The sequence below is a fragment of the Streptomyces aculeolatus genome, assembly GCF_020400605.1.
In the GTDB taxonomy this organism is placed as follows: Bacteria; Actinomycetota; Actinomycetes; order Streptomycetales; family Streptomycetaceae; genus Streptomyces; species Streptomyces aculeolatus.
The window spans coordinates 17,639-31,518 of record NZ_JAINRD010000016.1 but is presented as its reverse complement, the minus strand read 5'-3'; the positions used below and the strand labels follow the sequence as shown (position 1 = coordinate 31,518).

The following is a 13,880-nucleotide window of genomic DNA, read 5'->3' as shown; positions in this document are numbered from 1 at the left end:
TCCGCCGTGAGGAGAGACAGAGCGATGACCCGATCCGCCGTCGAGGACGTGTGGCCGCTGTCGCCGCTGCAGGAGGGCCTGCTGTTCCACGCCGCGTTCGATGAGGACGGCCCCGACGTCTACCAGGGCCAGCGGCTGCTGGAGCTGGTCGGCCCCGTGGACCCGGACCGGCTGCGGGCGTCGTGGGAGGCGCTGCTGGAGCGGCACGCCGCGCTGCGCGCGAGCTTCCGGCGGCGCAAGTCGGGGGAGGCGGTGCAGGTCATCGCGCGCGACGTGACGCTGCCGTGGGAGGTGGCGTACCTCGGCGACCTCCCGGAGGCCGACGCGCTCGTCGAGGCCGACCGCCTCGCGGCCCGGGCGCGTGCGGAGCGCTTCGACCCGGCCGCCGCGCCGCTGCTGCGGCTGCTCCTCGTCCGCCTCGGCGCCGAGCGCCACCGGCTGGTCGTCACCAGCCACCACCTCCTCATGGACGGCTGGTCGATGCCGGTGCTGCTCGGCGAGCTGTCGGCGGTGTACGCGGCGGGCGGCGACGTGCGCGGGCTGCCGCCCGTCACGTCGTACCGGGAGTATCTGGCGTGGCTGCGCCGGCAGGACAAGGACGCCGCGCGGGCCGCCTGGCGGGCGGAGCTGGCCGGGGCCGACGAGCCGACGCTCGTGGCGCCCGCCGACCCGGGCCGGCTGCCGGTCGCGCCGGAGAGCCTGATCGCCGAGATCCCGCAGGAGCTGTACGGGGGCCTGGTCGCGCTCACGCGCGCCCGCGGCCTGACGCTCAACACGGTCGTGCAGGGCGCGTGGGCGATGGTGCTGGCGCGGCTCGCGGGGCGTACCGACGTCGTGTTCGGCGCGACCGCTTCCGGGCGGCCCCCGGAGCTGCCGGGCGTCGAGTCGATGGTCGGCCTTTTCATCAACACGCTGCCCGTGCGCGTCCGGCTCGACGGCGCGCAGCCGGTGGCGGAGATGCTCGCCGCCCTCCAGGACCGGCAGTCCGCGCTCGGCGCGCACCAGCATCTGGGCCTGCCCGAGGTGCAGCGGCTCGCCGGTGCCGGCGGCGTCTTCGACACGATCGTCGTCTACGAGAACTACCCGCTGCCGCCCGAGGGCGCCTCCGCCCCCGACACGTTCGCGGTCCGCATGGCGGGCGGCCAGGAGGCGGCGCACTACCCGCTGACGCTCGTCGCCGCCCCCGGCGAGCAGATGAGCTTCAAACTCGACTACCGCCCCGACCTGTTCGACCGAGCCGCGGCGCAGACGGTCTTCGAGCGGCTCGTGCGGGTCCTGGAGCAGATCGCCGCGGACCCCGCCGCGCCCGTGGGCAGGATCGACATGATCGCCGCCGCTGACCGGGCGCGCGTGGTGGGGAAGTGGAACGCCACCGCTGCCCCGCTGCCGGGGCCTTCGGTGCCGGAGCTGTTCGCCGCGCACGCCCTGCGGTCACCGGAGGCGCCCGCCGTGACCGACGGGCCGCGGACGCTGTCGTACGGGGAACTCGATGCCGCCTCCGGGAGGTTCGCGGCGCATCTGGCCGAAGCCGGGGTCCGCCGCGGCGACCGGGTCGCCGTCGTCATGGAGCGGTCGGCCGACCTGCTCGTGGCGCTGCTCGGCGCGTGGAAGGCGGGCGCGGCCTACGTGCCGGTGGACCCCGACTACCCGGCGGAGCGGGTGGCGTTCCTGCTGTCCGACTCCGCCCCCGCGGCCGTCGTGTGCACCGGACGGACGCGGCCGGTGGTGCCCTGCGGCACCGCGGCGGCGCTCGTCGTCCTCGACGACCCGGCGACCGCGGCCGCCGTCGCCGGTTCCGCCGTGGTGCCCCCGGTGCCGGTGGACGCCGCGGACGTGGCGTACGTGATGTACACCTCCGGCTCGACGGGGACGCCCAAGGGAGTGGCGGTGCCCCACGGTGCCGTCGCGGTGCTCGCCGGCGAGCGCGGCTGGGTCGCGGGGCCGGGCGAGGCGGTGCTGATGCACGCGCCGCACGCGTTCGACATCTCGCTGTACGAGGTGTGGGTGCCGCTCGCCGCCGGCGGCCGGGTCGTCATCGCCGAGCCCGGCGTGGTCGACGCTCAGCGGGTGCGCCTGGCGGTGTCCGATGCGGGCGTGAGCAGGCTGCATGTCACCGCCGGGCTGTTCCGGGTGCTCGCCGAGGAGTCCCCGGAGTGCTTCGCGGGCCTCCGCGAAGTGCTCACGGGCGGCGACGTGGTGTCGGCCGCGGCGGTCGCGCGGGTCCGCGAGGCGTGCCCCGGCCTGTCCGTACGGCACCTGTACGGGCCCACGGAGATCACGCTCTGCGCGACGTGGCATGTGCTGCACCCCGGCGACACGGCGGGCGCCGTGCTGCCCATCGGCCGGCCGATGGCCAACCGCCGGGTCCACGTGCTGGATCCGTTCCTCCAGCCGGTGCCCCCGGGCATCACCGGCGAGCTGTACGTCGCCGGGCCCGGCCTGGCCCGCGGCTACCTGGGGCGCGCGGGGCTGACCGGCGAGCGGTTCGTGGCCTGTCCGTTCGACACCGGCGGGCGCATGTACCGCACCGGCGACCTGGCGCGCTGGACGGACGACGGGCTGCTGCACTTCGCGGGCCGTGCGGACGAGCAGGTGAAGATCCGCGGCTACCGCGTGGAACTGGGCGAGGTGGAGTCCGTCCTCGCCGCGCACGAGGACGTCGCAGAGGCGGTGGCCGTGGCACGTGAGGACCGCCCGGGCGAGAAGCGGCTCATCGGCTACGTCGTGCCCGGCGGGCGGGCCGTCGAGGAGGAGGCGCTGCGCGAGCACGTCGCCGCCGTGCTGCCGGAGTACATGGTTCCGGCCGCGGTGGTGGTGCTGGACGAACTGCCGCTGACGGTCAACGGCAAGGTCGACTGGGCGGCGCTGCCCGCCCCCGGCTTCGCCGGGCGCGCGACCGGGCGGGCCCCCGCGGGCCCGGCGGAGGAGGCGCTGTGCGCGCTGTTCGCCGAGGTGCTGGGGCTGGAGCGGGCGGGCGCGGACGACGACTTCTTCGCGCTGGGCGGCGACTCCATCACGTCGATGCAGCTCGCGTCGCGGGCGCGGCGCGCCGGGTACGTGCTGACGCCGCGGCAGGTCTTCGAGGAGAAGACCCCGGAGCGGCTCGCGCTGGTCGCCGGGCCGGCGCGGCGCCGTCCGGCGGTACGGGACGAGGGCGTGGGCGAGGTGCCGTGGACGCCGGTCATGCGGCGACTGGGCGTACGGGCCGCCGCACCCGGCTTCGCGCAGTGGACGATCGCGGGCGCCCCGGCGGGCCTGGGGCTCGAGGCGCTGACGGAGGGGCTCGGCGCCGTGCTCGACACGCACGACATGCTGCGGGCCCGTGCCGACGTGGCGGACGCGGCGAACCCGCGTCTGACGGTCGGCAGGCGGGGCTCCGTCGACCCGGCCGGCCTCGTCACCCGTATCGACGCGGCGGAGGCGGACGGCCGCGACGGCGGCGGCGGTCTCGAAGGAGGCGACAGCGACAGCGGCGGTGGCGGCGGGCTGGACGCGCTCGCTGAGCGTGAGGCCCGGGCGGCGGCCGGGCGGCTGGACCCGGCGGCCGGGGTCATGGTGCAGGCCGTGTGGCTTGATGCGGGTCCGTTCCGCATCGGGCGCCTCGTGCTCGTGGTCCATCATCTGGTGGTCGACGGGGTGTCGTGGCGGATCCTGTTGCCGGATCTGCGGGCGGCGTGCGAGGCGGTGGGTGAGGGGCGGAAGCCGGAGTTGGAGCCGGTGGCGACGTCGTTCCGGCGCTGGTCGCGGGAGCTGGCCGCCCAGGCCGCACGGCCGGAGCGGACGGCGGAGGCCGCCGCGTGGGCCGACCTGCTCGGCGCGCCGGAGCCGCCGCTCGGCACACGCGCGCTCGACCCGGCACGCGACACCGCGGCGACCCTCCGCGCGCGTACGTGGACCGTGCCCGCCGAGGAGGCGCTGACGCTGACGGGCCGCACACCTGCCGCGTTCCACACCGGCGTCCAGGAGGTGCTGCTCGCCACGCTCGCCGGAGCCGTCGCCGGGCAGCGGCCGGGGGCGTACGACGGCGTGCTCGTCGACATCGAGGGGCACGGGCGCGGGGACCTCGGGGACGCGGACGTGGCGCGCACGGTGGGCTGGTTCACCAGCGGCCGGCCCATGCGGGCCTCGCTGTCCGGGATCGACCTCGACGGCGTACGCGCAGGCGGCACGGCGGCGGGTGCGCTGCTGAAGGCCGTGAAGGAGCAGGCCCGCGCCGTCCCCGCGGACGGACTGGGCTACGAGCTGCTGCGCCACCTCAACCCCGGGACGTCGGAGGCGATGGCGGCGCTGCCGCAGCCGCAGATCGGCTTCAACTACCTCGGCCGGTTCCCCGCAGGCAGCCCCACGGGGCCGGTCGGCGCCTGGCAACTCGCCGGCGGCACCGCGGTCGGCGGCTCCGTGGACCCCGGCATGCCGCTGGCCCACGCGCTGGAGGCGAGCGCCGCCGTCCGTGACACCGCGACCGGCCCCGAGCTGACGGTGACCCTGTCGTGGGCCGGCGGCCTGCTGGACGACACGGACGCCGAACGCCTCGGCGCGGCCTGGCTGGAGATGCTCGCCGGCCTCGCCGCGCACACCGAGGACCCGGCCGCCGGCGGGCACACCCCCTCCGACTTCCCGCTCCTCGACCTCACTCAGGACGCCGTCGAGGAACTGGAAGCGGCTGTGCCCGCACCCGCGGACATCTGGCCGCTGTCACCCCTACAGGAAGGCATGCTCTTCCACGCCACATACGACGACGACAGCCCCGACGTCTACAAGAGCCAGCGCGTCCTCGCGCTCGACGGCCCCCTCGACAGGCGGCGGCTGCGCGCCGCGTGGGAAACCGTCGTCGCCCGCCACCCCGCGCTGCGCGCGAGCTTCCATCGGCTGGCGTCGGGAGAAGCGGTGCAGGTCGTCGGGCGTGACGTACCCCTGCCCTGGCGGGAAGCGAACCTGTCTTCCACCGGCGCCGGAGAGCCGGACACGGTGGACCGGCTGGCGGCACAGGAACTCGACCGGACGATGGACCTGGGGCGGGCGCCGCTGCTGCGGATCCTGCTGATCCGCCTCGGCGACCGCGCGCACCGGATGGTCATCACCAGCCACCACATCCTGGCCGACGGCTGGTCGATGCCTCTCGTCTTCGACGAGGTGGCCCAGGTGTACGCGGCCGGAGGCACCGACTCCGGCCGCGGCCCTGCGGCTTCGTACGGCGACTACCTGGCCTGGCTGGGCCGCCAGGACAAGGCGGCGGCACGCGAGGCGTGGCGGGCGGAGCTGGCCGGTGCGGACGAGCCGACGCTCGTCGTACCCGCCGACCCGGGCCGCCGGCCCGTCGTACCGGAGGAGTGCCTCGTCGGGCTCACAGAGGGGACGACGGCCGCGTTGGGTGTGTGGGCGCGTGGGCGGGGGCTGACGGTCAATTCGGTGGTGCAGGGTGCGTGGGCGTTGGTGTTGGCGCGGTTGGCGGGTCGTTCGGATGTGGTGTTCGGGGCGACGGTGGCGGGGCGTCCGGCGGAGTTGCCGGGTGTGGAGTCGATGGTGGGTTTGTTCATCAACACGTTGCCGGTGCGGGTGAGGTTGGACGGTGGGCAGCGTGTGGTCGACATGCTCGCGGAGCTGCAGAGACGGCAGTCGGCGCTGATGGGGCACCAGCACCTCGGCCTCCAGGAGATCCAGGAACTCGCCGGAGTGGGCGCGACCTTCGACACGATGCTGATGTTCGAGAACTACCCGCGGAACGACCTGGGCCTCCCCGCCACCGGACCCGCGGACGACGCCATCGGCATCACCCAGGAAAGCAGCATGGCCGGCACGCACTACCCGCTGGCCATCGGAGTGGTCCCGGCGGACAGGCTGCACGTGCGGGTGACGTATCGGCCGGACCTGTTCGAGGCGCGTGAGGCGGAGGGGCTGGCGCGGCGGGTGGTGCGGGTGCTGGAGCAGGTGGTGGCGGACCCGGAGGTGCGGGTCGGCGACGTGGAGGTGCTGGACGCTCGCGAGCGAACGGCGGTGGTGTCGGAGTGGAACGCGACGGACTTGTCGGTGCCGGCGGGTTCGGTGCTGGACCGGTTCGAGGCGCGTGCTTGGCGGGCGCCAGAAGCGGTTGCCGTGCGATGCGGGGCGGACGCGCTGTCGTATGGGGAGCTGGATGCGCGGGCGAATCGGCTGGCGCGGTACCTGGTCCGGCTCGGTGTGGGGCGGGAGTCGCGGGTGGGTCTGTGTCTGCCGCGCGGTGTGGAGATGGTGGCGGCGATGCTTGCGGTGTGGAAGGCCGGGGCCGCGTATGTACCGCTGGATCCTGCCTATCCGGCGGAGCGGTTGGCGTTCATGGTCGCCGACAGCGGTGCGCAGGTGGTGCTGAGCACCGGGGAACTGGCGCCTGAGGGTGCGGTGCGGCTGGATGAGGTGGCGGGGGAGATCGTGGCGGAGTCGGTGGAGCCGTTGGACACGGTGCTTCAGCCGGATCAACTCGCGTATGTGATCTATACGTCGGGTTCGACGGGTCGTCCGAAGGGTGTGGCGGTTCCGCATCGTGGTCCGGCGAATCTGGCGGAGGCGATGCGGCCGGTGCTGGGTGTGGCGGAGGGTGTGACGGCGTTGCAGTTCGCGTCGTTCGGCTTCGACGCCGCCGTCCTCGACGTTGCGGTCACGCTCGCCGCCGGCGGCACCCTGGCCGTCGCCTCCGAGGAGGAGCGGGTGGAGCCTTCGGCGTTGGCGGAGATGGTCCGTAGCTCCGGCGTGTCCGTGGCCAGCGTGGTGCCGTCGCTGCTGAGCGTCTTGGACCCGGGGTCGGTGACGGGGGTACGGAATTGGGTGCTGGGCGCGGAGTTGTTGACCGCTGACCTGGCGTCCCGTTGGACGCGGCAGGCTCAGGTGTGGAACACCTACGGTCCCACCGAGGCCACCGTCATCACGACAGCCATCCCTCTCGATGCAGGCATCGAGCCGCACGACGCACCCCCGCCTATCGGCCGCCCGATCGGCAATGCACACACCTACGTTCTGGATGACTTCCTTCGGCCCGTGCCCCCGGGCGTCACCGGCGAGGTGTACATCGCCGGCCCGGGCCTTGCCCGCGGTTACGTCGGCCGCGGCGGGCTGACCGCGGAGCGGTTCGTCGCCTGCCCCTTTGAGCGGGGCGCGCGTATGTATCGCTCCGGCGACCTGGCCCGCTGGTCGGGCGATGGGCTGTTGCACTTCGCCGGGCGTGCCGACGAGCAGGTCAAGATCCGTGGCTTCCGGATCGAACCCGGTGAGGTCGAAGCGGTCCTCGCCGCCCACCCCGACGTATCCCAGGCGGCTGTCGTCGTACGCGAGGACCGCCCCGGCGACAAGCGGCTCGTCGCCTACGTGACCGGAGGCGTCGACGCCGATGCCGTACGGGACTTCGCGGCCGCGCGGCTGCCCGAGCACATGGTGCCCGCCGTCGTCGTCGTTCTCGACGTGCTGCCGCTCACCCCCAACGGCAAGACCGACCGCGCCGCCCTCCCCGCACCCGACCTCGCCGAGCGGGCGACCGGCCGCGCGCCCGAGGGCGAGAACGAGGAGATGCTGTGCGCCCTCTTCGCCGACGTTCTGGGCCTGCAGCGCGTCGGTGCCGACGACGACTTCTTTGTTCTCGGCGGGGACTCCATCACCTCCATGCAACTCGCCTCCCGCGCCCGCCGCGAAGGGCTCGTCCTCACCCCCCGGCAGGTCTTCGAGCAGCGGACCCCGGAGAAGCTGGCCGCCGTCGCCGGCGCCGCCCCGGCCGCGATCACAGCGGTCCGTGCCCAGGACACCGGCGATGTGCCGTGGACGCCGGCGATGCGGGCGCAGGGCGTACGGTCGGCAGACGCCGACTTCGCGCAGTGGACGGTCGTCGGCGCGCCCGCGGCGCTCACCCGCTCCGTACTGGCCGGTGGCGTCGGCGCCCTGCTCGACGTGCACGCCATGCTCCGGGCCCGCACCGATCTTTCGGACCCGGCGGACCCCCGTCTCGTCGTCCCCGAACGCGGCACCGTCGACGCCGCCCGGCTCGTCACTCGCGTGGATGCCGCCGGCGCCACCGACCTCGACGTGCTAGCCGCCCGCGAAGCCCGCGCCGCCGTCGCGAACCTCGACCCCGCAGACGGGGCGATGCTGCACGTCGTCTGGCTGGACGCCGGCCGGTTCCGGGTCGGCCGGCTCATCGTCGTCGTCCACCACCTGGTGGTCGACGGCATGTCCTGGCGCATCCTCCTCCCCGACCTCCAATCTGCCTGCACGTCCCTCGCCGACGGCCGGCAACCCGCCCTCGAACCCGTACTCACCCCCTTCCGGCAATGGGCGCGCGAACTCGTCACCCAGGCAACGGCCGACGACCGCACCGCCGAACTCCAGGGATGGACCGACCTCCTCGGCGCCCCCGAACCACCCCTCGGCCACCGCCCCCTCGACCCCGCCACCGACACCGCCCGCACCCAGCAGCGGCGGGAGTGGGCCGTGCCCGCCGCCCTGGCCGCTGCCGTCACCGGGCGGGCACCGGCCGTCTTCCACACCGGCGTGCACGAGGTGCTCCTGGCCACCCTTGCCGGAGCCGTCGCCCAGTGGCGGCCGTGGACGACGGACCGCGGCGTGCTCGTCGACATCGAGGGGCACGGCCGCGAGCCGGTCGGGGACGCGGATCTGTCGCGCACGGTGGGCTGGTTCACCAGCTCGCACCCGGTGCGCGTCGACGTCACCGGCGTACAACTCGACGACGCCCTGTCCGGGGGCGCCGCCGCCGGCAGGCTGCTGAAGACGGTGAAGGAGCAGACGCGCGTCATCCCCGGCGACGGACTCGGCCACGACCTGCTGCGCCACCTCAACCCCGGGACGGCCGAGGCGATGGCGGCGCTGCCGCAGCCGCAGATCGGCTTCAACTACCTCGGCCGCTTCCCCGCCGCCGGGTCCGCCGCACCCGCCGCACCCGCCGCGTCCGTACGCGCCTGGCAGCCCGCCGGCGACACCGCCCTCGGCGGGTCCGTCGCCCCCGACATGCCCGTGGCGCACGCGCTGGAGGCGGGCGCCGTCGTCCAGGACGGGCCCGACGGCCCGGAGCTGACGCTGACCCTCTCCTGGGCCGGTGCACTGGTGGACGACGCGGACGCCGACTGCCTGGGCGCCACCTGGCTGCGGATGCTCGGCGGCCTCGCGGCCCACGCCGGGACCCCGGCGGCCGGCGGGCACACGCCCTCCGACTTCCCGCTCCTCGCCCTCACCCAGGACGCCGTGGAGGAGCTGGAGGCCGCCGTGCCCGCGCTGGCCGACGTGTGGCCGCTGTCTCCGCTGCAGCAAGGACTGCTGTTCCACGCCGACTTCGACGACGCCGGCCCCGACGTGTACGAGGGCCGCCGCGCCCTCGCGCTCGACGGGCCGCTGGACGCGGAACGGCTGCGCGCCGCGTGGGCGACGGTCCTCGACCGGCACCCCATCCTCCGCGCGAGCTTCCACCGGCTCGCGTCGGGCGAAGCGGTGCAGGTCATCGCCCGCGACGTACCCCTGCCGTGGCGCGAGGCCGACCTCTCCGGGCTCTCCGGCGCCGACGCGGAGCGCGAGCTGCGGCGGCTGGCGGAGGAGGACCGGGCCGAACGCTTCGACCTCACCGCCGCGCCGCCGCTGCGGTTCCTGCTGGTCCGCCTCGGCGAGCACCGGCACCATCTCCTGGTCAGCAACCACCACATCGTCATGGACGGCTGGTCGCTGCCGCTGCTGATCGGTGAGGTCTCCGCCGCCTACGCCGCGGCCGGCGACCGCAGCCGGCTCCCGGCCGTCTCCTCGTACGCCGACTACCTCGGCTGGCTCGGCCGCCAGGACCCGGACGCGGCGCGGGAGGCGTGGCGGGCGGAGCTGGCCGGGGCCGACGGGCCGACGCTCGTCGTCCCCGCGGAGTCGGTGCGCGCGCCGGTGCTGCCGGAGCGGGTGCGCTACGAGTTCGGTGCGGAGCTGTCCGCGGGAGCGGCGCAGCTGGCGCGGGCGCACGGGGTGACCGTGAACACCGTGGTGCAGGGCGCCTGGGCGCTGGTGCTCGCGCGGCTCGCGGGCCGTGACGACGTGGTGTTCGGTGCCACCGTCGCCGGCCGGCCGCCGGAACTGGCGGGCGTGGAGTCGATCATCGGGCTGTTCATCAACACGCTGCCGGTGCGGGTCCGGCTCGACGGCGCGCAGCCGGTGGCCGACATGCTGGCCGAGCTTCAGCGGCGGCAGGTGGCGCTGATGGCGCACCAGCACGTCGGCCTCCAGGACGTGCAGAAGGCAGCGGGCGCGGGCGCGACGTTCGACACCCTGGTGGTCTTCGAGAACTACCCGGCGCCGCCCGCCGCTTCGCCGGATCCGCAGGCGCTCACGATCCGGCCCGCGGGCGTCACCGAGGACAGCGGCCACTACCCGTTGACGCTGATCGCCGTCCCGGGTGAGCGCATCCAGGGCGACTTCATCTACCGCCCCGACGTGTTCGACCGCGACCGCGCCGAGGACATCCTCGCCTCCTTCGAGCACGTCCTTGAGCAACTGGTCGCCCACCCCGCCGCGCCCGTCGGCAGGGTGGCCGCCGTGACCGAGGCGAGCCGGGCGCTGGTGACCGAGGAGTGGAACCGGACGCGGGCCCCGCTGCCGGCCGCACCGCTGCCCGAGCTGTTCGGCGCGCAGGTCGAGCGGTCGCCGGAGGCGGTGGCGTTGGTGGCCGACGGGGAGTCGTTGTCGTACGGGGAGTTGGCGGACCGTGCCGGCCGGCTCGCTCGCTACCTGGTGGCGGCGGGGGTGGGCCCGGAGACGCGGGTGGCCCTGCTGCTGGAGCGGTCGGCGGCGCAGGTGGAGGCACTGCTTGCCGTGTCGCTGGCCGGGGGCGTGTTCGTACCCGTGGACCCGGGCTATCCGGCGGAGCGGCTGGCGTTCGTGCTGGAGGACGCCGATCCGGCGGTGGTTCTTTGTACGTCGGCGACGCACGGCGTGCTCCGCAGCGGCTTCCGCGCCGTGGTGCTCGACGATCCATCGGTGGCCGCGGAGGTCGCCGGGTTCCCGGGCGGGGCGCTCGGGCCGGGGGAGCGGCGCGGCCCGCTGACGGCCGATCATGCGGCGTACGTCATCTACACCTCCGGCTCCACCGGCACCCCCAAGGGTGTCGTCGTCTCGCACCGCGGCCTGGGAAACCTCGCGGATGCCCAGATCGACCGCTTCGCGGTCGGGCCCCGGTCGCGGGTCCTGCAGTTCGCCTCGGTGAGTTTCGACGCCGCGGTCTCCGAGCTGTGCATGGCGCTGCTCTCCGGTGCGGCGCTCGTCGTCCCCGCCGCCGGAGAACTGCCGCCCCACGTCCCCCTGGCCGACGCCCTCCGCGCGGCCGGCGCCACCCACGTGACGGTGCCGCCGAGCGTGGCGGCCGTCGCCGAGGGACTGCCGGACGCGCTGGAGACCCTCGTCGTCGCCGGTGAAGCGTGCCCGCCCGCGCTGGTGGACCGCTGGTCGCCCGGGCGGCGGATGATCAACGCGTACGGGCCCACCGAGGCCACCGTCTGCGCCGCGATGAGCGGCCCGCTGACGCCCGGCGCCGACCCGGTGCCCATCGGCGCCCCGATGGCGAACGTCCGCGCGTACGTCCTCGACGCCTTCCTGCAGCCCGCCGCGCCGGACGTCACCGGCGAGCTGTACGTCGCCGGGCCCGGCCTGGCCCGCGGCTACCGCCGCCGGCCGGGGCAGACCGCGGAGCGGTTCGTGGCCTGCCCGTTCGCGCCCGGCGAGCGGATGTACCGCACCGGCGACCTGGCGCGCTGGACCGGCGACGGCGAACTGGTCTTCGCCGGCCGCGCCGACGAGCAGGTCAAGGTCCGCGGCCACCGCATCGAGCCCGGCGAGATCGAGGCCGCGCTCGGCACCCACCCGGACGTCGCCCAGGCCGCGGTCGTCGCCCGGCAGGACCGGCCCGGCGAGACCCGGCTCGTCGCGTACGTCGTCCCCTCCGGGGCGTACGACAGCGGCGAACTGCCGTCCGCGCTGCGCGAGCACGTACGCGGACGGCTCCCCGAGTACATGGTGCCGGCGGCCGTCGTGCCGCTGGAGGGGATGCCGCTCACCCCGCACGGGAAGGTGGACCGCGCGGCGCTGCCCGCCCCCGACTTCGCCGGGCTCGTCTCCGCCCGCGAGCCGCGCACCGCGGCGGAGGCCGCGCTGTGCGCGCTGTTCGCGGACGTACTGGGCCTGGAGCGGGTCGGGCCCGACGACAGCTTCTTCGCTCTCGGCGGTGACTCCATCACCTCCATGCAACTGGCCTCCCGCGCCCGGCGCGCCGGGCTGGTGCTGACGCCGCGGCAGGTGTTCGAGGAGAAGACCCCGGAGCGGCTGGCGCTGGTCGTGCAGGCGGCGGACGGCGCGGCGGTGGCGGACGTGGGCGTCGGCGAGGTGCCGTGGACGCCCGTCATGCGGCGGCTCGGAGAAGGCGTGGCGGGCGGCCGGTTCGCGCAGTGGACGGTCGTGGGCGCCCCGTCGGACCTCACGGCGGACGTGCTCGCCGCGGGGCTCGGCGCGCTGCTCGACACGCACGAGATGCTGCGGGCCCGCACCGACCTGTCCGACCCGGCGGATCCCCGGCTCGTCGTCGCCGAGCGCGGTGCGCCCGCCGCCGCCGGCCTGGTGACCCGCCTCGACGCGTCGAGGGTGGCCGACGACGGCCTGGACGAGGCCGCGGGCGGCGCCGCCCGCGAAGCGGTCGCGCGGCTGGATCCGGCGGCGGGCGTGATGGTGCAGGCGGTCTGGCTGGACGCCGGGCCCGGGCGGGTCGGGCGCGTGGTGCTCGCCGTGCACCACCTCGTGGTCGACGGGGTGTCCTGGCGGATCCTGCTGCCCGACCTCCAGGCCGCGTGCGAGGCCGCCGCCGCGGGGGAGGAGCCGGCGCTCGACCCGGTCGCGGTGTCGTTCCGCCGCTGGGCCCGCACGCTCGTGGCCGAGGCGGCGAGCGAGCGGCGGCGGGCCGAGCTGGAGCAGTGGACGGCGCTGCTCGGCGAGCCCGAACCGCCGCTCGGCCGCCGCCCCCTCGACCCCGCCGCCGACACCGCCCCCACGCTGCGCAACCGGTCCTGGACGGTGCCCGCCGGCCAGGCGGCCACGCTCGTCGGCCGCACACCCGGGGTGTTCCACTGCGGCGTGCACGAGGTGCTGCTCGCCACCCTCGCCGGCGCGGTCGCCGGGTGGCGGCCGGACGCGTACGACAGCGTGCTCGTGGACATCGAGGGGCACGGCCGCGAACCCGTCGGCGACCTCGACCTGACGCGGACCGTGGGCTGGTTCACCGGCGTCCACCCGCTGCGGCTGCGGACCGGGGGCATCGACCTCGACGGCGTACGGGCCGGCGGCACCGCCGCGGGCGAGCTGCTGAAATCCGTCAAGGAACAGGCGCAGCAGATCCCCGGCGACGGCCTCGGCCACGAACTGCTGCGCCACCTCAACCCCGGGACGGCCGAGGCGATGGCGGCGCTGCCGCAGCCGCAGATCGGCTTCAACTACCTCGGCCGCTTCCCCGCCGCCACCGGCCGACCGGGTCCCGCACGGGCCTGGCAGCCGGCCGGCGAGACCGCAGTCGGCGGCTCGGCCGACGCCGGCCTGCCCGTGGCGCACGCGCTGGAGGCGGGCGCCGTCGTCCAGGACGGGCCGGCGGGCCCGGCGCTGACGGTGACCCTGTCGTGGGCCGGCGGCCTGCTGGACGACACGGACGCCGAACGCCTCGGCGCGGCCTGGCTGGAGATGCTCGCCGGCCTCGCCGCGCACACCGAGGACCCGGCCGCCGGCGGGCACACCCCCTCCGACTTCCCCCTGCTCGACCTCGCTCAGAACCAGATCGAAGAGCTCGAAGCGGCGTTCGCCGACGAGCAGTCCCAGCCGGGCCGACCGGCGCGAAGCCGTTGATGAGG

Annotated in this window: 1 protein-coding gene; it reads left to right on the top strand. The window is 75.5% G+C overall.

The window, feature by feature from the left end; genetic code table 11:
* Positions 1–24 precede the first annotated feature (24 nt).
* Positions 25–13,875, top strand: coding sequence for a non-ribosomal peptide synthetase (locus tag LG396_RS24285; RefSeq protein ID WP_225796383.1), 13,851 nt, complete (start codon positions 25–27; stop codon positions 13,873–13,875).
* The last annotated feature ends 5 nt before the right edge of the window (positions 13,876–13,880 follow it).

Bases quoted from the DNA above. Each gene is read 5' to 3' on its own strand.
- LG396_RS24285 (WP_225796383.1), top strand. From the start codon at position 25: ATGACCCGATCCGCCGTCGAGGACGTGTGGCCGCTGTCGCCGCTGCAG.